Annotated in this window: 24 protein-coding genes; 10 read left to right on the forward strand and 14 right to left on the reverse strand. The window is 71.4% G+C overall.

The annotated features are described in order from the left end of the window. Nucleotides 1-32 precede the first annotated feature (32 nt). Nucleotides 33-863, reverse strand: a complete 831-nt coding sequence (locus tag OG494_RS23185) for an LLM class F420-dependent oxidoreductase (RefSeq protein ID WP_328442552.1) — start codon at nt 861-863, stop codon at nt 33-35. Nucleotides 864-970: 107 nt separating this feature from the next. Between OG494_RS23185 and OG494_RS23190 the strand changes: the two genes are divergently transcribed. Beyond that, nucleotides 971-1,681 (forward strand): class I SAM-dependent methyltransferase, encoded by a 711-nt coding sequence (locus tag OG494_RS23190; RefSeq protein WP_328442554.1) that lies wholly within the window; start codon nt 971-973, stop codon nt 1,679-1,681. Continuing rightward, nucleotides 1,678-2,454: a hypothetical protein gene (locus OG494_RS23195; RefSeq protein ID WP_328442556.1), complete on the forward strand. Its 777-nt coding sequence runs from the start codon at nt 1,678-1,680 to the stop codon at nt 2,452-2,454. Before OG494_RS23190 ends, OG494_RS23195 begins: the two co-directional genes overlap by 4 nt. On the opposite strand, the gene icmF is transcribed toward OG494_RS23195, so the two are convergent. Next, nucleotides 2,451-5,684 carry a fused isobutyryl-CoA mutase/GTPase IcmF gene (icmF, locus tag OG494_RS23200; RefSeq protein ID WP_328442558.1) on the reverse strand — a complete coding sequence of 1,078 codons (3,234 nt, stop codon included), beginning with the start codon at nt 5,682-5,684 and terminating at the stop codon, nt 2,451-2,453. The two genes, OG494_RS23195 and icmF, sit on opposite strands and share 4 nt — an antisense overlap. A gap of 138 nt (nt 5,685-5,822) precedes the next feature. On the opposite strand from icmF, the gene OG494_RS23205 reads away from it, so the two are divergent. The 3 genes from OG494_RS23205 to OG494_RS23215 are packed head-to-tail and all read left to right on the forward strand — an operon-like array spanning nt 5,823 to nt 7,280. Beyond that, nucleotides 5,823-6,188: an ArsR/SmtB family transcription factor gene (locus OG494_RS23205; protein ID WP_328442560.1), complete on the forward strand. Its 366-nt coding sequence runs from the start codon at nt 5,823-5,825 to the stop codon at nt 6,186-6,188. Next, on the forward strand, nt 6,169-6,645 hold the full coding sequence (locus OG494_RS23210) for an SRPBCC family protein (protein ID WP_328442562.1): 477 nt from the start codon (nt 6,169-6,171) through the stop codon (nt 6,643-6,645). Before OG494_RS23205 ends, OG494_RS23210 begins: the two co-directional genes overlap by 20 nt. Further along, entirely contained in the window at nt 6,642-7,280 is a 639-nt protein-coding gene (locus OG494_RS23215; protein WP_328442564.1) for a DUF899 domain-containing protein, read from the forward strand. Before OG494_RS23210 ends, OG494_RS23215 begins: the two co-directional genes overlap by 4 nt. A gap of 124 nt (nt 7,281-7,404) precedes the next feature. Here the strand turns inward: OG494_RS23215 and OG494_RS23220 are convergent, their stop codons facing one another. The 4 genes from OG494_RS23220 to OG494_RS23235 are packed head-to-tail and all read right to left on the reverse strand — an operon-like array spanning nt 7,405 to nt 13,285. Next, complete coding sequence (locus OG494_RS23220) at nt 7,405-7,968, reverse strand: GTP-binding protein (RefSeq protein WP_328442566.1); 564 nt, start codon at nt 7,966-7,968, stop codon at nt 7,405-7,407. Between the two features lie 28 nt (nt 7,969-7,996). Beyond that, complete coding sequence (locus OG494_RS23225) at nt 7,997-8,713, reverse strand: DUF742 domain-containing protein (RefSeq protein WP_328442568.1); 717 nt, start codon at nt 8,711-8,713, stop codon at nt 7,997-7,999. Nucleotides 8,714-8,720: 7 nt separating this feature from the next. Then, a complete protein-coding gene (locus OG494_RS23230) occupies nt 8,721-9,173 on the reverse strand; it encodes a roadblock/LC7 domain-containing protein (protein WP_247063292.1) in 453 nt (150 codons plus the stop codon). Further along, on the reverse strand, nt 9,170-13,285 hold the full coding sequence (locus OG494_RS23235) for a nitrate- and nitrite sensing domain-containing protein (RefSeq protein WP_442874494.1): 4,116 nt from the start codon (nt 13,283-13,285) through the stop codon (nt 9,170-9,172). Before OG494_RS23235 ends, OG494_RS23230 begins: the two co-directional genes overlap by 4 nt. A gap of 1,142 nt (nt 13,286-14,427) precedes the next feature. Here OG494_RS23235 and OG494_RS23240 point away from each other — a divergent pair. Next, nucleotides 14,428-14,883 (forward strand): DUF485 domain-containing protein, encoded by a 456-nt coding sequence (locus OG494_RS23240; RefSeq protein ID WP_328442578.1) that lies wholly within the window; start codon nt 14,428-14,430, stop codon nt 14,881-14,883. Between the two features lie 8 nt (nt 14,884-14,891). Beyond that, the gene (locus OG494_RS23245) at nt 14,892-16,499 is read left to right on the forward strand and encodes a solute symporter family protein (protein ID WP_442874495.1); all 1,608 of its coding nucleotides are present in this window, start codon (nt 14,892-14,894) and stop codon (nt 16,497-16,499) included. 30 nt (nt 16,500-16,529) lie between these two features. Here OG494_RS23245 and OG494_RS23250 read toward each other — a convergent pair whose 3' ends face one another. After that, nucleotides 16,530-17,096, reverse strand: coding sequence for a TetR/AcrR family transcriptional regulator (locus tag OG494_RS23250; RefSeq protein WP_328442582.1), 567 nt, complete (start codon nt 17,094-17,096; stop codon nt 16,530-16,532). Between the two features lie 131 nt (nt 17,097-17,227). Between OG494_RS23250 and OG494_RS23255 the strand changes: the two genes are divergently transcribed. After that, complete coding sequence (locus OG494_RS23255; protein WP_328442583.1) at nt 17,228-18,661, forward strand: MFS transporter; 1,434 nt, start codon at nt 17,228-17,230, stop codon at nt 18,659-18,661. On the opposite strand, the gene OG494_RS23260 is transcribed toward OG494_RS23255, so the two are convergent. The 5 genes from OG494_RS23260 to OG494_RS23280 all read right to left on the reverse strand — a co-directional run bounded on the left by OG494_RS23260 (nt 18,639) and on the right by OG494_RS23280 (nt 21,701). Continuing rightward, on the reverse strand, nt 18,639-18,983 hold the full coding sequence (locus OG494_RS23260) for a DUF3817 domain-containing protein (RefSeq protein ID WP_247063289.1): 345 nt from the start codon (nt 18,981-18,983) through the stop codon (nt 18,639-18,641). The two genes, OG494_RS23255 and OG494_RS23260, sit on opposite strands and share 23 nt — an antisense overlap. Before the next feature lie 23 nt (nt 18,984-19,006). Next, a complete protein-coding gene (locus OG494_RS23265; protein WP_442874259.1) occupies nt 19,007-19,402 on the reverse strand; it encodes a hypothetical protein in 396 nt (131 codons plus the stop codon). A gap of 246 nt (nt 19,403-19,648) precedes the next feature. Continuing rightward, a complete protein-coding gene (locus tag OG494_RS23270) occupies nt 19,649-20,563 on the reverse strand; it encodes a lytic transglycosylase domain-containing protein (RefSeq protein ID WP_328442585.1) in 915 nt (304 codons plus the stop codon). A gap of 124 nt (nt 20,564-20,687) precedes the next feature. Continuing rightward, nucleotides 20,688-21,170: a helix-turn-helix transcriptional regulator gene (locus tag OG494_RS23275; protein WP_328442587.1), complete on the reverse strand. Its 483-nt coding sequence runs from the start codon at nt 21,168-21,170 to the stop codon at nt 20,688-20,690. A gap of 363 nt (nt 21,171-21,533) precedes the next feature. Beyond that, nucleotides 21,534-21,701 (reverse strand): hypothetical protein, encoded by a 168-nt coding sequence (locus OG494_RS23280; RefSeq protein WP_323333010.1) that lies wholly within the window; start codon nt 21,699-21,701, stop codon nt 21,534-21,536. Nucleotides 21,702-21,801: 100 nt separating this feature from the next. Between OG494_RS23280 and OG494_RS23285 the strand changes: the two genes are divergently transcribed. Next, the gene (locus OG494_RS23285; protein WP_328442589.1) at nt 21,802-22,575 is read left to right on the forward strand and encodes a crotonase/enoyl-CoA hydratase family protein; all 774 of its coding nucleotides are present in this window, start codon (nt 21,802-21,804) and stop codon (nt 22,573-22,575) included. A gap of 92 nt (nt 22,576-22,667) precedes the next feature. Beyond that, nucleotides 22,668-23,198, forward strand: a complete 531-nt coding sequence (locus OG494_RS23290) for a GNAT family N-acetyltransferase (RefSeq protein ID WP_328442591.1) — start codon at nt 22,668-22,670, stop codon at nt 23,196-23,198. Here the strand turns inward: OG494_RS23290 and OG494_RS23295 are convergent. Together OG494_RS23295 and OG494_RS23300 are read right to left on the reverse strand one after the other, a co-directional pair. Next, nucleotides 23,195-24,331 (reverse strand): CaiB/BaiF CoA transferase family protein, encoded by a 1,137-nt coding sequence (locus OG494_RS23295; protein WP_328442593.1) that lies wholly within the window; start codon nt 24,329-24,331, stop codon nt 23,195-23,197. The genes OG494_RS23290 and OG494_RS23295 overlap by 4 nt on opposite strands. A 13-nt stretch (nt 24,332-24,344) precedes the next feature. Further along, entirely contained in the window at nt 24,345-25,496 is a 1,152-nt protein-coding gene (locus tag OG494_RS23300; RefSeq protein ID WP_328442595.1) for an acyl-CoA dehydrogenase family protein, read from the reverse strand. Nucleotides 25,497-25,515: the final 19 nt, after the last annotated feature.

Consider the following 25,515-nt stretch of genomic DNA (forward strand, 5'->3'; position numbering starts at 1 on the left):
CATCTTGAGTCCCTCCCGCCATCGAACCACGATCACCGGTGCGCCGCCGCCACCTCGGCGAGCTCGTCGAGCGCCTTGAGCGTCTCGGCCTCCGGCATGGTTTCCAGCATGAACGTGTAGCGCTCGGTGCCCGCGTCGCGGAAGCCGTCGATCACCTTGGCCTTGGTGTCGCCGCCGAAGACGGCGAACTGGACGTCCTCGCGGCCTTCCGCGTTCAACCGGTCGCGAACCTTCTTGGCCTCGTCGAAGTGCAGGTTCCCGCGCAGCAGCCAGCCGTCGCCGTACTTGATCAGCCGCTGGACCGCGGCCTCGCTCTCGCCGCCGATGTAGATCGGCGGGTGCGGCTTGTGCACCGGCTTGGGCCAGGCGAAGATCGGGTCGAAGTTCACGTACTCGCCGTGGAACTCGGCCTCGTCCTTCGTCCAGATCTCCTTGAGCGCGGCCAGCTGCTCGTCGATCAGCGCGCCGCGGGTCTTCGGGTCGGTGCCGTGGTTGGCCATCTCCTCGCGGTTCCAGCCGACGCCGACGCCGAACAGCGCGCGGCCGTCGGAGATCAGGTCGAGCGAGGCGACCTCCTTGGCGGTGTGGATCACGTCACGCTGGATCAGCAGCGCGATCCCGGTGCCGAGCAGCAGCTCCGACGTCGTGGTGGCGGCCGCGGTGAGCGCCACGAACGGGTCGAGCGTGCGCTTGTACTTCTCCGGCAGCCCGCCCGGGGCCGGGTACGGGCTTTCCCGGCTCACCGGGATGTGCGAGTGCTCGGCCAGGAACAGCGAGTCGAAGCCGCGCTCCTCCATGGCGGCGCCCAGCACGTCCGGCCGGATGCCCTCGTCGGTCACGAACGTCGAGATCCCGAATTTCATACCAACGACTACCCCTCGCCCCGCCGCCGTATTCCCCGGGTTGACAGTCGTGCACGCACCGTCGCACGATGGGGTTATCTCATCATACGTTGAATAAGGGGGCAAGGATGACGAATCCGGGCACGAGCACCGAGGACCTCGACTTCGAGCAGGCCTACCGCGGCGCCACCCCGATCGGCCGGAAGATGCCGTGGGACCTGGGCGCACCGCAGCCGCTGGTGGTCGCGCTGGCCGACGCCGGCGAGTTCACCGGCGACGTCCTCGACATCGGCTGCGGGCTCGGCGACAACTCCGGGTTCCTCGCTTCGCGCGGGTTGAACGTCACCGGATTGGACGGCGCGCCGTCAGCTATCGAACAGGCCCGCACCCGTGCCGAGGGCGTCACCTTCGCCGTCGCCGACGCGACGAAGCTCGAAGGGTACGAAGGCCGATTCGACACGGTGCTCGACAGCGCGCTCTACCACTGCCTGAACGAGGACGCGCGGCGCGAGTACCTCGCCGCGCTGACCCGCGCGACGCGGCCGGGCGCGCACCTGCACCTCTTCTGCTTCTCGACGGAGGTGCCCGACGCGTTCCCCGCGCCGTACCTGATCAGCGAGGCGAACCTGCGCGAGACCGTCGGGAAGGACTGGACGATCGAGCGCCTCGAACCGGCCGTCTACACCACCGCGTTCGACGTGGCGGAGCTGCGGGCCAGCGTGGGCGCGATCCTCGACCCCGAGGCCGACACGTCGGCCCTGGCCACCCTCGCCACCGACGCCGAGGGCCGCGCGCTGGTGCCGGTCTGGCAGCTGAGGGCGGTACGTTCGGCCGGGTGATCCTCGAGACGTCGGTGGTGCCGCGGGACAGCGCCGAACCCTGCGCCGACCGGCTGGTCCTGGGTGAGCACGTGCTCGGCGTCGCCGACGGCGCGACGAAGAAGCCGTGGGACACCGGCCCGGACGGCGCCGAACTCGCCGAAGCCGTCGCCGGGCACCTGGCCGCCACCGCGGCCGGGTGCCCGGCGCGCGAGGCGGTCGACGGCGCGACCGCGCTGGTCCGGAGGCTGCTGGGCGACGCGGGCGTGGGTTCGGCGGTGTCCTTCTGCGTGCTCCACCTGGGCCGCCGCGAGATCTGGCGCGTCGGCGAAGGCCGCGTGCTGCTCGACGGGCTGCCGGTGCCGCCACGCCCGTCCGGTGAACGGATCGTGGCGGAGGCCCGCGCCCTCGTGCTGCGCCGGCACCTCGCCGACGACGTCCCGGAGGCCACGCTGCGGGCGGACGATCCGGGCCGGGCCGCCGTGCAGGAGCTGCTGCGCGCGCTGGTCGGGCTGCGCAACCGGCCCGACCCGCGCTACGGCTACGGCGCGCTGGACGGCCAGGACGTCCCGGACCTGTTCGTCGAGGTCGTGCCGGTGCCCGGCGGCGTCCGGGAGGTCGTCATCACCACGGACGGCTACCCGGAACCGGCGCCGACGCTGGCCGAGGCCGAACGCCTGCTGGCGCAACGACTGGCGCGCGACCCGCTGATGCTGGACCCACCGGAGACCAAAGGAAAACGCCCGGCCGCGAATTCCTTCGACGACCGGGCGTACCTGCGCGTGGCGCTCTAGACGTTGCGGCGGTACTGCCCGCCGACCTCGAAGAACGCTTCGGTGATCTGCCCCAGTGAGCAGACCCGGGCCGCGTCCATCAGGACGCCGAACAGGTTGCCGCCGCGGGTGGCTGCCTCGCGCAGGGCCTTCAGGGCCTGCTGGGCGTCTTCCTTGTGGCGGTGCTGGAAGTCCGAAAGCCGGTCCAGCTGGGACTTCTTCTCGTCTTCGGTCGCCCGGGCCAGCTCGACCTCGATGTCGTCCTCGCCCGCGCGCGGGTTGCGGAAGGTGTTGACGCCGATGATCGGCAGCGAGCCGTCGTGCTTCTTGCGCTCGTACAGGATCGACTCGTCCTGGATCTTGCCGCGCTGGTAACCGGTTTCCATCGCGCCGAGCACGCCGCCGCGCTCGGAGATCCGGTCGAACTCGACCAGGACCGCTTCCTCGACCAGGTCGGTCAGCTCGTCGACGACGAACGAACCCTGCAGCGGGTTCTCGTTCTTCGACAGGCCCCACTCCTTGTTGATGATCATCTGGATGGCCATCGCGCGGCGCACCGACGACTCCGACGGCGTCGTGACCGCCTCGTCGAAGGCGTTGGTGTGAAGTGAGTTCGCGTTGTCGTAGAGCGCGCAGAGCGCCTGCAGCGTGGTGCGGATGTCGTTGAAGCTCATCTCCTGCGCGTGCAGCGACCGCCCGGACGTCTGCACGTGGTACTTCAGCTTCTGCGACCGCTCGTTCGCGCCGTAGCGCTCCTTCATGGCCACGGCCCAGATCCGCCGCGCCACCCGGCCGAGCACCGTGTACTCGGCATCCATGCCGTTGGAGAAGAAGAACGACAGGTTCGGCGCGAAGTCGTTGATGTCCATGCCGCGCGCCAGGTACGACTCGACGTAGGTGAAGCCGTTGGACAGCGTGAACGCCAGCTGCGAGATCGGGTTCGCCCCGGCCTCGGCGATGTGGTAGCCGGAGATCGACACCGAGTAGAAGTTGCGGACTCCGTGCTCGATGAACCACTCCTGGATGTCGGCCATCATCCGGAGACTGAACTCGGTGGAGAAGATGCAGGTGTTCTGGCCCTGGTCCTCCTTGAGGATGTCGGCCTGGACCGTGCCGCGCACGTTCTTCAGCGCCCACTCGCGCAGCTCGGCGGCCTCGTCCTCGGACGGGTCGCGCCCGTGCTCGGCCTTGAACGCCTCGACGCGCTGGTCGATCGCGGTGTTGAGGAAGTAGGCCAGGATCGTCGGCGCCGGGCCGTTGATCGTCATCGACACCGACGTGTTCGGCGCGGTCAGGTCGAAGCCGTCGTAGAGGACCTTCATGTCCTCGAGCGTCGCGATGGACACCCCCGACGTACCGACCTTGCCGTAGATGTCGGGGCGGGTGTGCGGGTCGTGGCCGTAGAGCGTCACCGAGTCGAACGCGGTCGAGAGGCGCTTGGCCTCGGAGTCGGCCGAGAGCATCTTGAACCGGCGGTTGGTGCGGAACGCGTCACCCTCGCCGGCGAACATCCGGGCCGGGTCCTCGCCGTCCCGCTTGAACGGGAAAACGCCCGCGGTGTAAGGGAAGTAGCCGGGCAGGTTCTCCCGGCGCAGGAACGACAGCAGCTCGCCGGACTCGGCGTAGCGCGGCAGGGCGACGCGCGGGACGCGGTTGCCGGACAGCGTGTCGCGCCACAGCTGGGTGCGCAGTTCCTTGTCGCGGATCTTCACGACGAGCTCGTCCTGGCGGTATTCCTCGGCCAGCGTGCGGAAGCGTTCGAGGGTCTTGGTCGCCTCGCCGTCCACCTCGGACGCCGCGGTGGCGAGCAGCCCGTCGAGCGCGTCGGTCGACGCGTCCACCTTGGACAGTTCTGCACGGGCCGTCGTCAGCGCTTCGTGCTTGCGGATCGCCGCGACCTGCTGCTCGGTCTTCGCGTGGTAACCGCGGACGGTTTCGGCGATGTCGGCCAGGTACCGCGCGCGGGTGCCCGGGATGACCGTGCTCGCGTCGGTCGAGACCTTGCCTTCGACGTGCGGCAGCGTCCCGGCCGAGACGGTCAGGCCGCGCTCGGCGAGCAGGCCCCGCAGCTGCTGGTACAGCGCGGTGACGCCGTCGTCGTTGAACTTCGCCGCGCTCGTGCCGTACACCGGCATGTCGTCGGGGCCGGACTCGAACGCCTCGCGGTTGCGCACCAGCTGGCGCGCGACGTCGCGGCGGGCGTCCTCGGCGCCGCGGCGCTCGAACTTGTTGATCGCGACGACATCGGCGAAGTCGAGCATGTCGATCTTCTCCAGCTGCGACGCGGCGCCGAACTCCGGCGTCATCACGTACAGCGACTGGTCCACGAAGTCGACGATCCCGGCGTCACCCTGGCCGATGCCCGGCGTCTCGACGATCACCAGGTCGAAGCCGGCGGCCTTGCAGGCCAGGATCGACTCGCTGAGGCCGGCCGGGATCTCGCCGGACGTCGTGCGGGTGGCCAGCGAGCGGAAGTACACCGGGGAGCCGTCGAGGCAGTTCATCCGGATGCGGTCGCCGAGCAGCGCGCCGCCGCCCTTGCGCCGCGACGGGTCGACCGCGAGCACCGCGATCCGCAGCTTGTCCTCCTGGTCCAGGCGGAAGCGCCGGATCAGCTCGTCGGTGAGCGACGACTTGCCCGAGCCGCCGGTACCGGTGATGCCGAGGACCGGCACCTCCCGCTTGCCCGCGGCTTCGGTGATCCCGCTCAGCACGTCCCCGGACAGGCGCTCGGCCTGCAGCTGCGTGATGACCCGGGAGAGCGCGGCGACGTCGCCGGAGAGCACCTTGTCGAGCGCCGGGCCGTCGGCCGCCAGATCGACGTCGCAGGCCTTGATCATCATGTTGATCATGCCCGGCAGGCCCATCTCGTAGCCGTCTTCGGGCGAGAAGATCCGGGTGACGCCGCGCGAGTGCAGCAGGTCGATCTCCTCGCGCACGATCACCCCGCCCCCGCCGCCGAAGACCTTGATGTGGCCGGCGCCGCGCTCGCGCAGCAGCTCGACCAGGTAGGAGAAGTACTCGACGTGGCCGCCCTGGTAAGCAGAGATGGCCACACCCTGGACGTCTTCGGCGATGGCCGCGGTGGCCACCTCGTCGACCGACCGGTTGTGGCCGAGGTGCACGACCTCCGCGCCCTGCGACTGCAGGATCCGCCGCATGATGTTGATCGACGCGTCGTGGCCGTCGAACAGGCTCGACGCCGTGACGAACCGGACGGGGTGCGCGGGGCGGTACAGCTCACTGCTCATCCTCCCAAAATACTAGGACTTCCTACTATTGGAAACCGGACGACCAGTGACGCGGCTCTCACCGCACGGCCCGACACCCTTGACAACACCCAGCTGGCAGCTATGTTTAACCAGTCCGTTAATTAACAAGGTGTTGAAATGACTGCTGCTGCCGATCACCTGAGCCGCACGTTCTCGGCGCTCGCCGACCCGACGCGGCGCGCCATCCTCGCCCGGCTTTCGGCCGGTGAGGCGACGGTCAACGAGCTCGCCGGGCCGCTGCCGATGAGCCTGCCCGCGGTGTCCCGGCACCTGAAGGTGCTGGAACAGGCCGGGCTCATCACCCGCGGCCGCACCCGCCAGTGGCGGCCCTGCCGGCTGGAGGCGAAACCACTGGAAGACGTCGCCGACTGGGTCGCGGCCTACCGCCGGTTCTGGGAGGGCGGCTTCGACCGCCTCGACGAGCACCTGCGGGAGCTGCAGCGACCGCCGGAAGGAGCGGAAGATGCCGGAAACCCAGCCTGACTCCGGGACCGATTCCGAGCTGACGATCACCCGGGTCTTCGACGCGCCCCGCGAGCTCGTCTTCGCCGCGTGGACCGACCCGGACCACCTGGCGAGCTGGCTGGGCCCGAGCGGGTTCACCGGGTGCGCCGTCACCCTCGACACCCGCGAAGGCGGCCATTGGCGCGCCTGCATCCGCTCCCCCGAGGGTGACGAGCACTGGATGCGCGGCGTCTACCGCGAGATCACCGCCCCCGCACGGCTCGTGTTCACCTTCGGCTGGGACGCCGACGGCGACCGGGGCGTCGACACGCTCGTCACGATCGACTTCGCCGACCTGGGCGGCAAGACCGAGATGACCTTCACCCAGACCGGCTTCCCGACCGTCGCCGAGCGCGACGGCCACCACGACGGCTGGACCTCGTCCTTCGACGACCTGGCCGGCGGCCTCCACCTCCGACGAGAGGAAACCCGATGACCGCGATCGTCTCCCCCGAGGAATGGCAGGCCGCGCGCGACGCGCTGCTGGTCAAGGAGAAGGAGCACATGAAGGCGGCCGACCGCCTCGCCGCCGAACGCCGGCGCCTGCCGATGGTCCGCTTCGACGCGGACTACCCCTTCGACAGCGCGGACGGGAAGGTCAGCCTGCTCGACCTGTTCGAGGGCCGGCGCCAGCTGATCGTCTACCACTTCATGCTGCACCCGGGTGACGAGGCGGGCTGCCCGGGCTGCTCGCTGGTGCTCGACAACCTGCCGCACCTGGCGCACCTGCACGCCCGCGACGTCACGCTCAAGGTCGTCGCGCCGGCGACGCTGCCCGAGATCGAGCGGTACCGGACACGCATGGGCTGGGACGTGCCCTGGGTGTCCGCGCACGGCACCGGCTTCACCGACGACTGCGGCGTCGGCGGCGGCTTCGGTGTCAGCGTCTTCTTGCGCGAGGGCGACGACGTCTTCCGGACGTACTTCACGTCCGGCCGCGGTGGCGAGATGTTCCTGGCGTCGCACCGCTACCTCGACGTCACCCCGCTCGGCCGCCAGGAAGCGTGGGAAGAGGACAGCCACGGCGACGACGCGCCCAGCTCCTGGTGGCGCCGCCACGACGAGTACTGAACGTTCGGCGGTACCGAGGGCACGACTCGGCTCGGCCTCGCTCTCGTCGAAACGTGCACGTCCGACGAGCGGGCCGTACCGCCGCGCTGCCGGGCCCGGGGCACGCCCCGGGCCCTGGACGGCGTCAGCGGGCGTTGGCCGCCCGCAGCGCGATCCACTGGCGCATCGCGTACTCGACCAGCGTGATCAGCGTCTGCTTCGTCGACTCCCGGTCCCGGGCGTCACAGCGGACGATCGGGATGTTCGGGTCGATCGACAGCGCCTCGCGGACGTCGTTGATGTCGTGCTCCAGCACACCGTCGAACGTGTTCACGCCGACGATGTAGGGCAGACCGCGGTCCTCGAAGAAGTCGATCGGCGCGAACGAGTCCGCCAGCCGGCGGGTGTCGGCCAGCACCACCGCGCCGATGGCGCCGCGGACCAGGTCGTCCCACATGAACCAGAACCGCTGCTGCCCGGGTGTGCCGAACAGGTAGAGGATCAGGTCCGCGTCCAGCGAAACCCGGCCGAAGTCCATCGCGACGGTGGTCGTCGACTTGTTCGGCGTCTGGTCGAGGTTGTCGATGCCGCGGCTCGCGTCGGTCATCATCGCCTCGGTGGTGAGCGGCACGATCTCCGACACCGACCCGACGAACGTCGTCTTCCCCGCTCCGAAGCCGCCCGCCACCACGATCTTGGCGGATGTCATGGTCGGGGGCGCGGTGTCCCGCGGTGCCTTAAAGCCGACGGAGTCCACTCAAAACCCTTTCCATCAACACCAGATGTGCCTCGGCGCCGTCATTGCCCGTTATCGTCTTGTGCACCGTGACCAGCCCCGCATCCGCCGCGTCGCTGATCAGCACGCGGGCCACGCCCAAGGGCACCCGCAGCGCCGACACGATCTCGGCGACCGAACGGGGGGTCCGGCACTCTTCCATGATCGAGATGCACTCGATCTGCTCCGCGGCCACTTCGGGGAGGCCACCGGTGGCAGCGTAGTCCTTCGTGGAGACGAGCGTCTCCAGCTCCAGCGCGTAATTTGCCCGCGTTCGGCCGCCAGTGAGAGCGTAGGGCCGGACGATCGCGGTCTGGTCCTCGGGGGCCGCTGGTTGTTCGAACACCCGGGGCATGACGAACTCGCCGCTGGGCGGCCCCGGGTCGAACAGCCCGCCGGGGCGCGGTGCGTCCCCGTCGGTACTGCCGGGTGGCGACACTAAAGAGGTCACTCGATCTCCTTGGTCGGCCGACGGCGCTGGTGGCGCCGGCGGTTCCGCGGCCGCGTGGGCACCGGCGGCCGGGGGTGGCGGGGACTCCTTGCCCTTCTTGCGCTTCCGGCGGGCACGGCCGGAATCCAGGGAGAACCCGTTGAAGACGTCGGCGAAGGTGCCGTCGCCCCCTGGACCGGAGGCCTCCGCCTCCGGGGGTTCGCCGAAAGATCCGGGCCCCGTGCTCATCGCGCCATCATCCCACCGGTTCGCCGATCAGGGACCCACCCGAACCCTGGAGCTGGGCGCGCAGCTCCGGGGTCAGGATCTGGCCGACCCGGTCGACGAGCATCGTCATTTCGTACGCGACCTGACCGATGTCGCAGTTGGGGGCGGCGAGCACGGCCAGGCAGGATCCGTCGCTGATCGACATCAGCACCATGATCCCCAGCTCCATCTCGACCACCGTCTCGTTCACCGCGCCGGCCTCGAAGCACCGCGCGGCGCCTTGAGTGAGGCTGACCAGTCCCGACGCCACCGCGGCGAGCTGGTCGGCCCGATCGAGCGGGAGCCGGTTCGACGCGGACAGCAGCAAGCCGTCCGCCGAGACGACCACCGCGTGCGCCACGCCGGGTACTCGCTCGGCGAAGTCGTTGACCAGCCAGCCGAACTGATTCTGCGTCGGCTGAGCGCTACTCGGCGAGGTCATTCACCCTCCAGTGTCTCGTGGTTCGTCTCGGTCGCCCGAGCGTTGCGGTGGCGTCCGCGCTCGATGCCCTGCTGGAAACTGCGCAGGCGACCGCGCACGTCGTGTGCGTCGCGTTGTGGTCGGGGGGCCGTGGCCCCGGTGGGTGGTGCGGCGCTGCCCGGGAGCAGCTGCTCCCCGCGGCGGCGCCGGGGCAATCCTGCCGAAGTGAACGTGGCGGGCGCCGACTGGGACACCGCTTGCACGGTGCGCCAGCCTTCGTCCGAGCCGAAGTTCCACTCCGCCGTCGCCTCCAGGGCGGCGTCTTCCCGGCGGGGCGTCGGAGCCTCTTCCGGGGTCTCCGCCGCCGCTGGCTCGGGTGGTGGCCCGGACCGCCGGTCCGGCAGCCCGGCGGGCGGCGCGGCCGGCCTGTCCTGGAAGGCGGGGTGGCCGCCCTGCTGGGGCAGTTCCTGCTGGTCCGGCCGCTGTTGCCCGGGTTGCTGCCCTGGTTGGTGCGGTCCGGCGTGGCCCGGCTGTTGTCCGGGTTGCCGGTAGGCCGCCGGTGGTTGCTCCGGGAAGCCGGGACGGCCCGGCCCCGGCTGCGGCGGTTTCGGCGGCTGCCCGCCGAACTGCCGCGGCAGGGAGAACTGGCCGGAGCCCGGCTGCCGGTACGCCTGCGGCCCGCCAGGCTGGTGCGGTCCCGACGGCCGGGGTTGCCGGTCGCCGGGCTGCTGGTAGGCCGAGGGATGGCGGAACGCCTGCTGCGGCCCGCCGGACTGGTGCGGTCCCGGGCGGGGCTGCTGCTCGCCGGGCTGTCCGTCGGGCGGCTGGAAGGCGGGCCGCTGCGGCCCCGGCGGCCGGGCGCCGGGGTGGTGAGGTGCGTCCGGCGCGCCGGTCTGCGAGAACTGCGGCCCGTCGGGCTGCTGCTCTCCCGGCTGCTGTCCGCCGAACCGGTGGAACGCCGACGGCTGGACCTGCTGCTGCCCGCCGGGGTAGGGCGACGCGGACTGTCCCGGCTGCCCCGGCTGGTGCAGCCCGTTCGCCTGGCTCGGCTGCGGCACTCCGTTCGGGTGTCCCGGCTGCGGCAGTCCGTTGGGCTGCCCCGGCCGCCGCTGACCGGGCTGCGGCCGGCCGTTCGACTCCGCGGACGGCTGCGGCCCCGACTGGGACAGTCCGTTCGGCTGACCCGGCTGCCGGCTCGGCAGCGGCAGGCCGGTCGATTCGTCCGGCTCCTGTTGCCCCGCCTGCTCGGCCTCGAGCTGCTGGTCCTGCTCGAGAGCATCCGAGTGCGCGTCCGGCCGGATCGGCTGCTCCGCGTCCGTCTCCGCACCCTGCGCGGTACCCGCCGCCGCGGCTTCGCGGGCTTCCTGGCGGCCGCGGGTCACGCCCTGCTGGAAGCTGCTCAGGCGGCCGCGGACGTCCGCCGGGTCGCGGACCGGGAGATCCGGGCGGGCCGGGGCCGGTGATGAGAAGGCCGAGGGGCTCGAGGTCGCGCTGCCCGGCATGAGCTGCTCGCCGCGGCGGCGGCGCGGGAGGCCCGCGTCGGTGAACGTCGTCGGCTCGGCCTTCGTGACCGCCTGGACCGTGCGGAACTCTTCGTCGCTCGCGAAGTCCCAGCTGCGGCCCTCCGGCTCGGCGGCCGGCTCCTCTTCGGGAGCGGCCTCTTCGTCGACGACGGGCTCGTCTTCGGCGACCGGCTTCGTGGTGGCCGGCTGTCCGGCGGCCGGCTTCTCCGCCGACGGCTTCTTGGGTGCCGCCTTCTCGGGCGCCGGTTTCTCGGCGGGCTTGTCCTCGCGGAACCACGCGGACAGCATCTCGTCGAAGATCGGCGTCGTCTCCGACAGGTCCAGCGCCGGCGCGGGGGCCGGGGCGGGCTTGGCCGGCTTCGCGGTCGCGTGCCGCCACCAGTCGCTGAGCGTGGTCTCGTTGGCGGAGAACAGGTCCTTGCCCGACGGCAGGTCGTCGTGGCGCGGCGGCTGCGGCACCGGCAGCACCGCGGGCACCGGCGGCAGGGTCGGCCGCGGCGGCGGCGCCGGGTCGTCCTTCGGGATCGGGGCGAACAGGTCCGTCCCCGAGATCTCCAGGTCCGTCGGCGGCCGCTCGGTAACCGGGCCGTGCCCGTTGGCCAGCCCGGCGAGGTCGCTCGCCGACGGCCAGCGCTCCTCCCCCATCGGCGGCTGCTGCGGGACCACCGGCGGCCGCGGGCGGGAGGTGCCGTTGGTGGTCTGGCGGCGCGGCAGCTGCGTGCCGGCGGGCGGGCTCAGGGGCGGCGGCTGCAGCACGCCGATCTGGCCGGTCATCGGGCCGTCGGTCACCGGCATCACCAGCTCCGCCGGGACCACGACGGTGGCCCGGACGCCGACGATGTCCTTGCCGCCGTGCAGCGAGACGCCGATCCGGTGCCGGCTGGCCAGCCGGCCGACCACGAACAGGCCCATCCGGCGCGACGTCGCCAGATCGACCGACCCGGCCTCGGTCAGCCGGGTGTTCGCCTCGGCGACCTCGGCCTCGTTCATGCCGATGCCCTTGTCGAGGATGTCGACGCTGAGCGAGCCGTCCTCGCCCAGCCGCGACGCCACGGTCACCGACGTCTCCGGCGCGGAGAACGCGGTCGCGTTGTCCAGCAGCTCGGCGACCAGGCGCATCAGGTCGCTCGCGGCGTACCCGACGATCCGCGCCGGGGGCGGCGGCTGCACCTGGACCCGTTGGTACTGCTCGATCTCCGACACCGCGGCGCGGAGCATGTCGGTGGTGCCGACCGGCTTGCCGGAGCGGCGCCCTGGCTCGGCGCCGGAGAGGACCATCAGGTTCTCGTTGTTGCGCCGCATGCGGGTGGCGAGGTGGTCGAGCTGGAACAGGGTCGCCAGCTGGTCGGCGTCCTCTTCGTCGCGCTCCAGCTGCTCGATCAGCTGCAGCTGCCGCTGCACCAGGCTCTGGCTGCGCCGGGACAGGTTGACGAACACGCTGCCGTAGCCGGTGCGCATCGCGGCCTGCTCGGTCGCCAGCCGCAGCGCCTGGTGGTGCACCTTGTCGAAGGCGCGCGCCACTTCGCCGACTTCGTCGTCGGTCCGGATGGGCACCGGCGTGACGTCGGTGCCCTGCGCGCGGCCCTCCTGGATGTTGCGGACCGCCTCGGGCAGCGCGGTCTCGGCGACGTCGAGGGCGCTGCGGCGCAGCACCTTCAGTGAGCGCAGCAGCTGGCGGGTGATGAGGAAGACGACCGCGACCGCGAGCACCAGGGCGGCGAACAGCAGCACCGCGAGCACACCGGCCCCGCTGCTGGCGTCCTCGACCAGCGACGACGACGTGTCCGACGCCTGCGTGCCGAGCCGGTCGGCGACCTGGGCGATCTGCGCCCGCATCGCCGTGGACGCGATGTTCCAGTCGGCCGCGGAGAGGGCGCGGAAGGCGGTCCGCGCGGAGTCGGGCTGCGCGCCGAGCACCGACTCGACCATCCGGGCGCGGCTCTGCGCGTCGGTGCCTTCGGCGATCGCCGAGAAGTCGCGCTGCAGCGCGTCGCCCGCCGCGGACCGGAAGTCGACGAGCCGGTCGGCCAGCCGCAGCTCGGCGGCGCGGAGGGTGGCCAGTTCGCTCGGCGAGAGCGCGCCGCGGTTGATGCCGTAGGACACCATCGCCTGGCTGAGCGACACCTGCTCGCCCGCGACGAGAAGTTCGTGCAGCCCGGCGGGTGTGCCGCCGAGGGTGCCGTCGCCGGCGCCGGCGGTCGCCGCGGTGTCGAGGCCGATCAGCGCGCCGGTGACCCCGGAGTACGCGGTGACGGCCTGGCCCGGGTCGAGCTGGCCGCCGTCGACCTGGCGGCGGAGGAAGTCGAGGTTGTTCACCTGGGCGGTGGCCGCGCCCGCGGCCCCGGCCACGCCGGGCTCGGCGGCGGACCCGCGGGCCTGCGCGTCGGTGAACGGGCCGACCGCGGCGTCGGTCGCCTTGCGGGCGGTCGCCAGTTCGGGCGTGCCGCCGACGGTGCCGTCGGTCAGCATCGCCGCGGTGACCGTGCGCTCCTGCTGCAGGGCGCTGGTGAGCGCGCGCACCTGGACGCCGAGCGCGACGAGCCGGTCGAGCCGCCGGTAGTCGTCCGACCGGCCGACCTGGCCGGCGATCGTCGTGATGCCGAGCACCATCGCCAGGACGATGGGCACGACGGTGACGGCCGAAAGCTTGACGGGCAGGCTCCAGTCGCGCCAGCGCACGAGCGCCTGCCAGACCGCCTTCCCCTTCGACCGCCGGGGTGCTCGGCCGAGCAGTTCCCCGACGGGCACCTGACCTTCTCCTGCAACGGTCACGTGAGTGACTCCCTGTCCGGCGTCATGGATCCGCGTCGGTCGCGCGGCGTCCCGGTTCGCGGCGTTCCGGCGGACGGCCGTGCCGCCCCCGCCCAGCCGCGTCCCGGGCCCCCTCGCACGTCCCCGGCTGCCCCTCCGGCCGCGCGCGACGAGCACCGTCCCGGCGTCCCGTTCCCGGGACTCTGCACGTGCACGGCGCAAGTTGCGGTCTGCACGGTCGTCGAGATCAACTTAATCGGTGCCAATCGGATCGCTGCGGTCAGCTGGGCCAAAGAATCGTACCCCCGCGGCCCGGCCGGTCAATTGTGTTCCCGGCTCAGGCTCTGACCTGCGAAAAGTACTTTCCGGCCCGGTAGTGGGCGGACTCATTCTGCACGGCCGGGGCGGAAGAGGGAATTCCGGTTACCGGACGCGGCGATAGTGAGCGTCCGGCGGTCACCCGATTAGCCCACCCGGCGGAGTAAGATCCCTCGGACGATCTACACTCCGTACCCCCATCGGGTGGGTCAAGTCTCAATGTGTGCCCGATGTTGTGGCATTCTCGCCGACCGTCGCCCGACCTGGTGATTCCATTCGGGAGCCCGCTGACCAGTGGATCTCCCCCGCCACGCCCGCACCAGGGTGACCCTCTCCGAGGCGACCCCGGACCGCCTTGACTACTCCTGGTGACACATCTGGACGACTGTCCAGGACGGTTAGCCCGTTTGCCACAGCTACCGAGAAGTACGACAGCGCGGTGTCACAATTCTTTCCTCATTGTGGGTAACCCGTCCGCGAACTCGCTGAAGTCCGGGTTTCGACATTTTCGACAAGAAAACGAATTCCGCGCCGCGGGGACCGCAAACGAACCGGCCGCCTTTCCGGGCGGCCGGAGGGCGTAGTTACGATGTGCGCCTCGCAGTCCGCAAGGGCGGCCCGGCGCCCGGCCAGCAGGCGCTCGTAGCCCCGCCGCCACGGAGGCAATCTGCCGGAGGCAACCCATGTACGACGTCGCGCGCCCCGCGACGGGCAACGCCCTGGAGGAGACCGGCCAGATGCCGGCCCTGTTCGCCGGGGATCACCCGTCCGATGGCCGGCACGGCCACCAAGGCCAGCACCGCAAGCCCCGCCCCCGCTCGGGTCCCGACTACGCCGGGATCCAGGCCGGCCGCGAGTTCACCGCTCTGCGCCGCCGGTTCCGCGGGTTCGTCTTCCCGATGAGCCTGGCCTTCTTCGCCTGGTACATGACCTACGTGCTCCTCGCCGCCTACGCGCACGACTTCATGAGCACCAAGGTGTTCGGCCAGGTCAACGTCGGCATCCTGCTCGGCATCGGCCAGTTCGCCAGCACGGCGCTGGTCACGTGGCTCTACCTGCGCTACGCGCGCACCCAGCTCGACCCGCGGGTGGCCGAGCTGAGGGCCCGCGAGGGCCTGACCGAAGGGACCCCCCGATGACGGCCCCGATGATGACACCGACGGCCGTGACCGTGCTCGCCGCGGGTGTGCCCGCCAGCGACCCGATCGTCAACACCGCCGTGTTCGCGCTGTTCGTGGCGATCACGCTGTACGTCGTCTACCGGGCCAGCTCCCGGAACTCCTCGACGTCGGACTACTACGCCGCGGGCAGCGCGTTCACCGGCCGCCAGAACGGCATCGCGCTCTCCGGCGACTTCCTGTCGGCGGCGTCGTTCCTCGGCATCGCGGGCGCCATCGCGATCCACGGCTACGACGGCTTCCTCTACTCGATCGGCTTCCTCGTCGCGTGGCTGGTGGACCTGCTGCTGATCGCGGAACTGCTGCGCAACACCGGCCGGTTCACGATGGGCGACGTCCTGAGCTTCCGGATGAAGCAGCGCCCGGTCCGCGCCGCGGCGGCGACGTCGACCCTGGTCATCTCGTTCTTCTACATGCTCGCGCAGATGGCGGGCGCCGGCGGCCTGGTGGCGCTGCTGCTGAACGTGCACTCCAAGCTCGGCCAGGCGCTGGTGATCGGCGTCGTCGGCCTGATCATGGTGTTGTACGTGCTGGTCGGCGGCATGAAGGGCACCACATGGGTGCAGATCATCAAGGCGACCATCCTGCTGGTGTGCGGCGTGCTGCTGACCGTGTTCCTGTTCGGCAAGTTCGGCTTCGGGTTCTCGAACCTGCTGTCCTCGGCGGCCGAGAACAGCCCGCTCGGCGACAAGCTGCTCGAGCCGGGCGGCTCGTACGGCAAGAACGGCACCACCAAGCTCGACTTCGTGTCGCTGGCGCTGGCCCTGGTGCTCGGCGCGGCGGCCCTTCCGCACGTGCTGATGCGCTTCTACACGGTGCCGAACTCCCGCGAAGCACGGCGAAGCGTCGTCTGGGCGACAGCCTGCATGTTCGTGTTCTACCTGTGCACGCTGGTGATCGGCTTCGGCGCGGCCGCGCTGGTCGGCGCGGACGAGATCAAGGGCGCCCCCGGCGGCGAGAACTCGGCGGCGCCGCTGCTGGCCCTGCACGTCGGCGGGACGCTGCTGCTCGGCATCATCGCCGCGGTCGCGTTCGCGACGATCCTGGCCGTGGTCGCCGGGCTGACGATCACCGCGTCGGCCTCGTTCGCCCACGACGTCTACGCGAACATCTTCAAGCGCGGCAAGGCCGAACCGGCCGACGAGGTCCGGGTGGCCCGGCTGACCGCGATCGTGGTCGGCGCGCTGGCCATCGTCGGCGGGGTGCTCGCCAACGGGCAGAACATCGCCTTCCTGGTCGCCCTGGCCTTCGCGGTAGCGGCGTCGGCGAACCTGTCGACGTTGCTGTTCTCGTTGTTCTGGAAGCGGTTCAACACGACCGGCACGCTGTGGGGCATCTACGGCGGCCTGATCGCGTGCCTGCTCCTGGTGGTCTTCTCCCCGGTCGTGTCGGGTGCCCCCGACTCGATCATCAAGGGCGTCGACTTCGCCTGGTTCCCGCTGAAGAACCCGGGCCTGATCTCGATCCCGTTCTCGTTCCTCTGCGGCATCGTCGGCACGCTCATCGGCAAGCCGAAGGCGGACGTCGAGAAGCACGCCGAGATGGAAGTCCGGTCCCTGACCGGCATCGGCAGCTAGGCCCCCGAAGAACGCTCCGGACGGCCTGCGTCACGCGCGCAGGCCGTCCAGGATCACGCTCAGCACCAGCTTTCCCTCGGCCGGGCTGCAGTTGCGCACGGCCATGCCGGCGCCGTGGCCCAGCCGCAGGACGTCGGCGCCGGTGACGTCCGCGCGCACGAGACCGGCGGCCTGCGCCGCGTCGACGAGCACCCCGGTCGCCCCGCGCAGCCGTTTCTGGCAGTACTGGAACGTCTCGGACCCGGAGTCGATCGACTCCTTGAGGATCGTGGCCAGCTTGTGCCGCTCGACGACCCAGGTGACCTGCTCCCCCAGCCAGGCTTCGAGGGCCTCCCACGGCGGCAGCTCGTCGTGCAGGGCGAGCGCCCGGTCGGCCAGCAGGCCGATCTCGTCGCGGTAGACGGTCTCGATCAGCTTCTCCCGTGTCGGGAAGTGCCGGTACAACGTGCCCGCGCCGACGCCGGCCGTCTTCGCGATGTCGTCCAGCGGGACGTCGGCGCCGTGCTCGGCGAACAGGTCCTTGGCCGTCGCAACGATGCGCTCGTAGTTGCGCCGCGCGTCCGCGCGCATCGGGCGCTCCGCGTCGTCCCTCGGCATCCCGGCCTCCTCGCCCTTAACCGGAGAGATTCTCCGAATTCGCTTGCGCATCCGGAGACGCTCTCCATATTATCGCGTCAGACAAGCGGAGAAAGTCTCCGCTTCTGGTGTGCTCCTTGGGGGAGTATCTCTTGTCCCAGCAAACGGTCCCGCGGACGACCGCGCCCGCACCGGCCCGCCGCGGCGGGCTGGTCCTCGCGATCATCCTGACCTGCCAGCTCATGCTCGTCCTCGACGCGACGGTGATGAACGTCGCGCTCCCGCGCATCCAGTCCGACCTGGGGTTCTCCGCCACCGGCCTGTCCTGGGTGATGACCGCCTACAGCCTGGTCTTCGGTGGCCTGCTCCTGCTCGGCGGCCGCGCCGGCGACCTGTTCGGCCGGCGCCGGATGTTCGTCGCCGGCACCGCCGTGTTCACCCTCGCCTCGCTCGCCGGCGGCCTGGCCGGCTCGGCCGAACTGCTCATCGCGGCCCGCGTCCTGCAGGGCGTCGGCGCCGCGATGGCGGGCCCGAGCACCCTGGCACTGGTCACGACGACGTTCACCGAGACCCAAGCCCGCGTCCGGGCCCTGGCGCTGTTCTCCGCGATGTCCAGCGGCGGGTTCGCCCTCGGCCTGATCGTCGGCGGCCTGCTCACCGAGTGGATCTCGTGGCGCGCGGCGCTGTTCATCAACGTGCCGTTCGGCCTGGCGATCGTGCTGCTCGCGCCGCGGTTCGTGCCCGAACCGGCGCGCCGTCCCGCGCGCCTCGACCTGCCCGGCGCGATCACCGGCACCCTCGGCGTCGGCGCGCTCGTATTCGCCTTCACCCACGCCGCGTCCGACGGCTGGGGCAACCCGGTGACGCTCGGCTCGCTCGCCGCCGGCCTGGTCCTGCTGGCCGGGTTCGTCACCATCGAAGCCCGTACGGCGCTGCCGCTCGTCCCGCTCCGGCTGTTCGCCGACCGCAACCGCAGCGCGGCCTACGTCAACTTCTTCCTCGGGCCGATGGCGATGATGTCGATGTTCTTCTTCCTCACCCAGTTCATGCAGGACATCCGGCACTTCGCCGCGCTGGCCACCGGGTTCGCGTTCCTGCCGATGGCCGCGCTGATCTTCACGATGAGCCGGCTGGTGCCGCGGCTGCTCCCCCGCTACGGCCCGAAGCCCCTCGCCGTCACCGGGTCGCTGCTGATGGTCGCCGGGGCCGGCTGGCTCGCGCTGCTCACCACCGGCAGCGCGTACTTCCCGGCCCTGCTCGGGCCGCTGCTGCTGATGGGACTCGGCGGCGGGCTGGGGTTCGCGCCGCTCAACGTGATCGTGATGGCCACCGTGCCCGCCGAGGACGCCGGGGCCGCGGGCGGCGTGCTGCAGACCATGCAGCAGGTCGGCAGCACGCTCGGGCTCGGCATCCTGATCACGGTGTTCGGCTCGGCCACCCGCACGGCGGCCGCGGCGGGCACGACCGGGGCGCAGCTCACGGTCGACGGCATGACCGCGGCGTTCGCCACGGCCGCGGCGCTCGCGGCCGGGACGTTCCTGGTGGCGCTGACGTTCCGGCGGGTTACAGCTTCTGCCCGGCCTTGACCTTGTGCGTCACCTTGCGCTCGACGAGGAACGAGACGAACGGGACGCAGCCGGCCAGCAGGACCAGCACAGTGCCCTTGATCGACCAGCGGGCCTTGATGGCCAGGTCGATGGTCAGCACCAGGTAGATCATGTAGAGCACGCCGTGGATCGGCGAGTACACCGCGGACGGCGTCGGGTTGTCGAAGCCGTAGCGCAGCACCATCACGAAGCACAGGCCGAGCAGGCCGACGCCGGTGACGTAGGCGGCAGTGCGGAACCGGACCAGGGGGCCGGTGAGCGGGACCGCGGTCTGCGCGGCGCCGTCGGTGCGGGTGGTCATCGGGACGTCCTCACTTTGCGGCCTCACTCTGCGGCCTGCTGGTCGCGGGCGTTCAGCTCGCGCAGGTAACGGTTGTACGCGGCCAGCTCCTCGTCCTCGTCCGTGTCGTACGACGTCTGCACGCCGGGACGGGGACGAGGGGCGGGCACTTCGGCGACCGGGGCCGGTTCGGGGGCCGGTTCGGCCGCGGCCTTCTGCCGCAGCTGCCGGATCCGCCAGAACATGAACGCCGGGAACAGCCCGAACAACGGCCACTGCAGGACGTAACCGAGGTTCTGGAAGGTGCCGTTCGCCGAGGTGAACCGGTCCCACTGCCACCAGGCGAGTCCGCAGCAGATCAGCAGGCTCACCAGGCACGTCGCGACGATCGCGAGCCGGCGGCCCCAGAGGGACCCCGCCGGCGGAGGGGATGCTGGCACGAAGCCCAAGCTAGCACTGGCCCGCGATCGGCCGGCGCCCGACCGCACCCGGCGTGGCCAGGCTCTCACGCAGGTCGCGGACCCTTTACCGCCGGTTGACCAGCCGGCCGAACCCCGGCCCCCGCCCTTTCCTCGGGGGGGGCGTCCCCAGTCCAGTTTACCGGCCGCTGCCGGCGATCCCCGGATTCGCGGGCGATCCGGCACGAGTTGTCCACATTCGGCCTCGCCTGTGGAACGTCCGCGTCGTCAGCCTTGCTTGCGCACCGACTGGGCGGCCTTGGCGTACCCGTCGGCCAGGCCGAAGACCTTCTGCGCGTACTCGGTCGAGTTGTTGTAGGACAGGATGCCCGCCCACCAGCCCGACGGGCTCTGCATGTCGCGTCCGCCCGCGCACAGGTAACGGGCGGCGGCCAACGCGGCGTCGTCGATCTGCTGCGGGTCGCCGAGGCCGTCGCCGTTGCCGTCGGACGCCCACTTGCGCCACGTGCCCGGGATGAACTGCATCGGCCCGACCGCGCGGTCGACGCCCGCGTCGCCGTCGTAGCGGCCGCCGTCGGTGTCGCCGATGGCCTGGACGCCCGACGAACCGTCGAGCGGGACGCCGATGATCGGCTTGGACGGCCGCCCGTCCGCGCCGAGGACGGCGCCGGAGTACTGGCCGTGGTTCGACTCGATGCGGCCGATGCCGGCGAGCGTCGCCCACGAGATCTTGCAGTTCGGCTGGCTCGCGCGCATCGCCAGTTCGGCGTTGCCGTAGGCCGCCAAGGCCCGCGCCGGGACGCCGCTGGCCCCGGCGACCTGGCTCGCCCACTGCGAGAGCGTCGCCGGGCCGGACGTGCTGCGGGACTGGGCCTGCTGGGGAGCCGTCTGCTGGTCGGCGCCGCCCGCGACGGCGCCGCCGGCCGGGGCGACCGACCCCGGGCGGACGTCGGCCGCCTTGACCTGCAGGGCGGGGATCTCGGTGGTGGTCGGGCTCGCCTCGGGCGTCGAAGCGCGCGTGACGAGCCAGACGCCGCCACCGGCGACGGCCAGCACGACGAAGACCACGATCAGCCGGGTGAGGAGGGCGACGCCCGCGGAGCGCGGTGCCGGGGCGGCGGAGGCGGGCTCGTCGACGGAGTCGATCGGGTCGTCCTCGGTCTTTCCGGTACTCGTGCGCACGAAACTCCGGTCCTCCAGCGTGGTTGTCGACGATGAGTCAACGAGCCCGCGCAGGTTAGCGTTACGCGGGCCGTCGAGATCGTCTCACCACACCGGTTCACCCGGCCGAGTGAAGACCGTCGCGTCAGGCGGACTTCTGCTGACGCGCGAGGCGCGCCACGCACCAGGCCGGGGCGCTGCCGCGGCGCAGGTGCTGCAGGACCGTCATCGGGCCGAGACGACGGCTGAGGTCCGACGGCGAGAGTCCCGCCGCGCGGTAGTCGAGGGCCCGCTGGTCGAGCGGGCTGATGCCGGCGTCCCACCACTCCTCGGCCTCGGCGACGCCGCCGACCATCTGCCACCAGCCCGCGGCGGCCGTGAGAAGCTCTTCGGGCACTTCCGGCAGCCTGCGGCGCATCGCGTCGAGGTAACCGGGGTCGGCCGCTTCGACCTGGGCCCAGCGGGCGGAACCCGACCGGGCGCGCTGGCCGGGGATGCCCGGGGCGGGTGCGGGGGCGTCGGCCAGCCACGCGGATGCGATGCGGTCGACCTCCTGCTCCTCGGGGGTCTGCTCGCGCTCGGCGGCCCACTGCCGGATCAACGCGTCCACTCCGGGATCTCCGGTCATCCCTGCCTCCTCATAGGTCCCCGACGGACAGGTCCTGACACCTGTCCCACGCGGCTGTGCCGCACGCACCCAAGTGCACCTTGCTGAGTGGAAACTGCCTGCGTACCGGGGTTCCCGAGGGGTTCGGAGTACCACCTGATCACGCAATGTGAGCACCGTAGGGCCGGGGTGGTCTCCTTCGCCAGACCCCGGCAGGCACGAATTCGCCGACCTGCGCGTTTTCAGTCGCAATCCACCCGGATGGTCGAGCGTAGAGCCCGAAATCTGGGATTCGTGACGCTGAGTGATTTACCGTCCGATAACACGTGCGGTGACCACCGAGACCGCCCGAATGCGGCGCCGATTCACGAGACCGGCCCAGGGTCAGGAAAAAAGCGTCCGGAAAAAGGTGACGATCGCCTCGGCGCCGTCCTTCAGCCACCCGAGGACGCGGTGGACGAAATCGGCGGACTGGGTGGGCTGGGTGATGAGGAAGAACAGCACGAGCGCGACCACACCCACGATGAGGATCTTCTTCACGCCGCTCGACATCTGCTTCCTCCCGGCTCGCCGTCCCGTCCGGGAGTGGCAGGCTCCCTACTCTAGGAGAGGCTTGCCCGGAAGACACCCCGATCACCCCCAGGGAGCCCCGATGACGCGCAACGTGCTGGTCGAGCGGGACGGCGCCGTGACGACGATCACCCTCGACCGGCCCGCCGCCCGCAACGCCGTCGACGGCCCCACGGCGGCCGAGCTGGCCGACGCCTTCCGCGCGTTCGACGCCGACCCCGAGGCCGCGGTCGCGGTGCTGACCGGCGCGGGCGGCGCGTTCTGCGCCGGCGCCGACCTCAAGGCCATCGGCACCGACCGGATGAACCGCACGCACCCGGACGGGGACGGCCCGATGGGCCCGACCCGGATGACGCTCGGCAAGCCGGTGATCGCGGCCGTCCACGGGCCCGCCGTCGCGGGCGGCCTGGAGCTGGCGCTGTGGTGTGACCTGCGGGTCGCGGACGCGACCGCGGTGTTCGGCGTCTTCTGCCGCCGCTGGGGCGTCCCGCTGATCGACGGCGGCACCGTCCGGCTGCCGCGGCTGATCAGCCAGTCCCGGGCGATGGACCTGATCCTGACCGGACGGCCGGTCGACGCCACCGAGGCGCTGGCCATCGGGCTGGCGAACCGCCTGGTCCCGGCGGGTGAAGCGGTGTCGGCGGCGCAGGAGCTGGCCCGGCAGCTCGCGGAGTTCCCCCAGGCCTGCCTGCGCGGCGACCGCGCGGCGGCGCTCGGGCAGTGGGGCCTGAGCGAGGCGGACGCGCTGGCCGCGGAGTTCGGCGCGGCGATGGGCACGGGCGTCCTCGCGGCCGAAGCGGTCGACGGCGCGGCCAAGTTCAGCGGCGGCGCGGGCCGCCACGGCAGCTTCGGCTGAGCTGATACCCGCTCTGTCACCGGGCGTGCCTCCACCGGGTGGATCCCGGGCTGTCGCGGCGAATCCGGCCGAGTGGCCGATAGGGTCGGCTGATGGACGAGGACGTCAGCAGAGTCGTGCTCCGGCCGGTCGCGGAGTCCGATCTCGACCTGCTGGAGCAGCTGACCAACGACCCCGTCGCGGCGGGCGCGCACCAGTGGTTCGGCTGGCACGACCCGGGTTTCCTGCGCCGCCGCTGGCGCGAGACCGGGATGCTGACCGCCGACAGCGGGATGCTCGTGCCGACGCTCGGCGGGCGGCTGCTGGGCCTCGTCTCGTGGCACCGCAGCCGCACCGGGCCGACGTCGTACTGCTGGAACATCGGGCTGGTGCTGGCCCCCGAGGCGCGCGGCCACGGCCACGGCACGGACGCCCAGCGCCTGCTCGTCGAATACCTCTTCGCGCACACGCAGCTCAACCGCGTCGAAGCGACGACCGAGGTCGACAACCGCGCCGAACAGCGGGCGCTCGAGAAGGCCGGCTTCACGCGCGAAGGAGTCCTTCGCGGCTACGGCTTCCGAGACGGCCGGTGGCGCGACAACGTCGTCTACTCGGTCGTGCGCTCCGATCTCGCGCTGGGCTAGACGATCGCGCCGGCCTCCCGCAGTGCTCCCAGCTCCGTGACGCCCAGCTCCGCCAGCACCGCTTCCGTGTCGGATCCCTTGGTGCGCGGGGCTTCCGGCGTTTCCGGCGGGGTCCGGTCGAAGCGTGGCGCCGGGGCCGGCTGGACCAGGCCGCCGATCTCGACGAAGGTGCCGCGGGCCGCGTTGTGCGGGTGGCCCGCCGCTTCCTGCGGCGACAGCACCGGCGTCAGGCAGGCGTCGGTGCCTTCGGCGCGGGCGACCAGGTCGTCACGCGTGTGCTTGGCGATCGCCTCCGCGACGATCTCGCGCAGCTTCGGCCACTGCGTCTTGTCCACGTGCAGCGGCAGCTCGGCCGGGTCGAGGTCGAGGACCTTGACGAGGTCGCCCCAGAACCGCATCTCGATCGCGCCGACGGCGACGTACTTGCCGTCCGCGGTCTCGTAGGTGTCGTAGAACGGGGCGCCGCCGTCGAGCATGTTGTCCCCGCGGCCGCCGCCCCAGAGCCCGGCTGCCGCCATGCCGTGCAGGCTGGTGGTGAGCAGCGCGGCGCCGTCGACCATGGACGCGTCGACGACCTGGCCCTTGCCCGACGTGTTCCGCTCGTACAGCGCGGCGAGGACGCCCATCGCCAGCAGCAGCCCGCCGCCGCCGAAGTCACCGACGAGGTTGAGCGGCGGCACCGGCCGCTCCCCCGCCCGCCCGATCGGTTCGAGCGCGCCGGCGATACCGATGTAGTTGATGTCGTGCCCGGCCGCCGTGGCGAGCGGGCCGTCCTGACCCCAGCCGGTCATCCGGCCGTAGACCAGCCGCGGGTTGCGGGCGTGCACGACGTCCGGGCCCAGCCCGACCCGCTCGGCGACCCCGGGGCGGAAGCCCTCGATGAGGACGTCGGCCGTGTCGCACAGCTTCAGCACCAGCTCGACGCCCTCGGGCGTCTTGGTGTTGATGCCGACGGTCCGGCGGCCGCGGGCCAGCGGGTCGACCGGCAGGCCGAGCACGTCCTCCCCCGGCGTCGCGCGGTCCACGCGGACGACGTCGGCGCCGAGGTCGGCGAGGATCATCGTGGCGAACGGCCCGGGCGCGAGCCCGGCCAGTTCGACCACCTTCAGGCCGCTGAGCGGACCTGCCTTCATAGCGTGGTTCCTTTCAGAGCGACCGGGAGATGATTTCCTTCATGATCTCGCTGGTACCACCGAAGATCCGGGAGATCCGGACGTCGGCCCAGGCACGCGCGATCGGGTACTCGGACATGTAGCCGTAGCCGCCGAAGAGCTGCACGCAGTCGTCGATCACCTTGTTGACGCGCTCGGTGGTCCACAGCTTCGCCATCGCCGCGCCCTGGACGTCGAGCTCGCCCTTGAGGTGCCGTTCGATGCACTGGTCCAGGAACGCCCGCGCGACGGCGGCCTCGGTGGCGGCCTCGGCGAGCTTGAACTTGGTGTTCTGGAAGGAGAAGATCGGCCGGCCGAACGCCGTGCGCTCCTTCGTGTACTCGAGGGTGAGGTCGACCGCCGCCTCCAGCCCGGCCACCGCGGTGACGGCGATGATCAGCCGTTCCTGCGGCAGCTGCAGCATCAGCTGGATGAAGCCCTGGCCTTCGGCGTCGCCGAGCAGGTTGGCCGCGGGCACGCGGACGTCGTCGAAGAACAGCTCGGCGGTGTCCTGGCCCTTGAGCCCGACCTTGTCGAGCACGCGGCCGCGGCGGAAGCCGGGGGTGTCGGTCTCGACGGCGATCAGCGAGACGCCCTGGGCGCCCGCGTCCGGGTCGGTCTTCACCGCGACGACGACGAGATCGGCGTGGAAACCGTTGGTGATGAAGGTCTTCGCGCCGTTGATGACGTAGTGGTCGCCGTCGCGCACCGCGCGGGTCTTGATGCCCTGCAGGTCCGAGCCGGTGCCCGGTTCGGTCATCGCGATCGCGCCGACCATCTCGCCGCTGGCCATCTTCGGCAGCCACTCGCGCTTCTTCTCTTCGGAGGCGTATGCGCTCAGGTAGTGCGCGACGATTCCGTTGTGGACGGTCACGCCCCACGCGCTGTCACCGGAGCGGGCCTGCTCCTCGTAGAGCACGGCCTCGTGCGCGAACGTGCCGCCACCGCCGCCGTACTCCTCGGGGATGGACAGGCAGAGCAGGCCGACCTCGCCGGCCTTGTTCCACAGCTCGCGGTCGACCTTCTTCTCCGCCGCCCAGCGCTCCTGGTGCGGGACCAGCTCCTTCTGCATGAACGACCGCGAGAGCTCGCGGAGGTCTTCGAGCTCGGTCGTGCTCCAAGAGCTCTTCGGGAGTTTCAGCGGCACGGGGGACCCTCCTGCGGGA

The organism is Amycolatopsis sp. NBC_00438 (assembly GCF_036026695.1).
Classification (GTDB): domain Bacteria; phylum Actinomycetota; class Actinomycetes; order Mycobacteriales; family Pseudonocardiaceae; genus Amycolatopsis.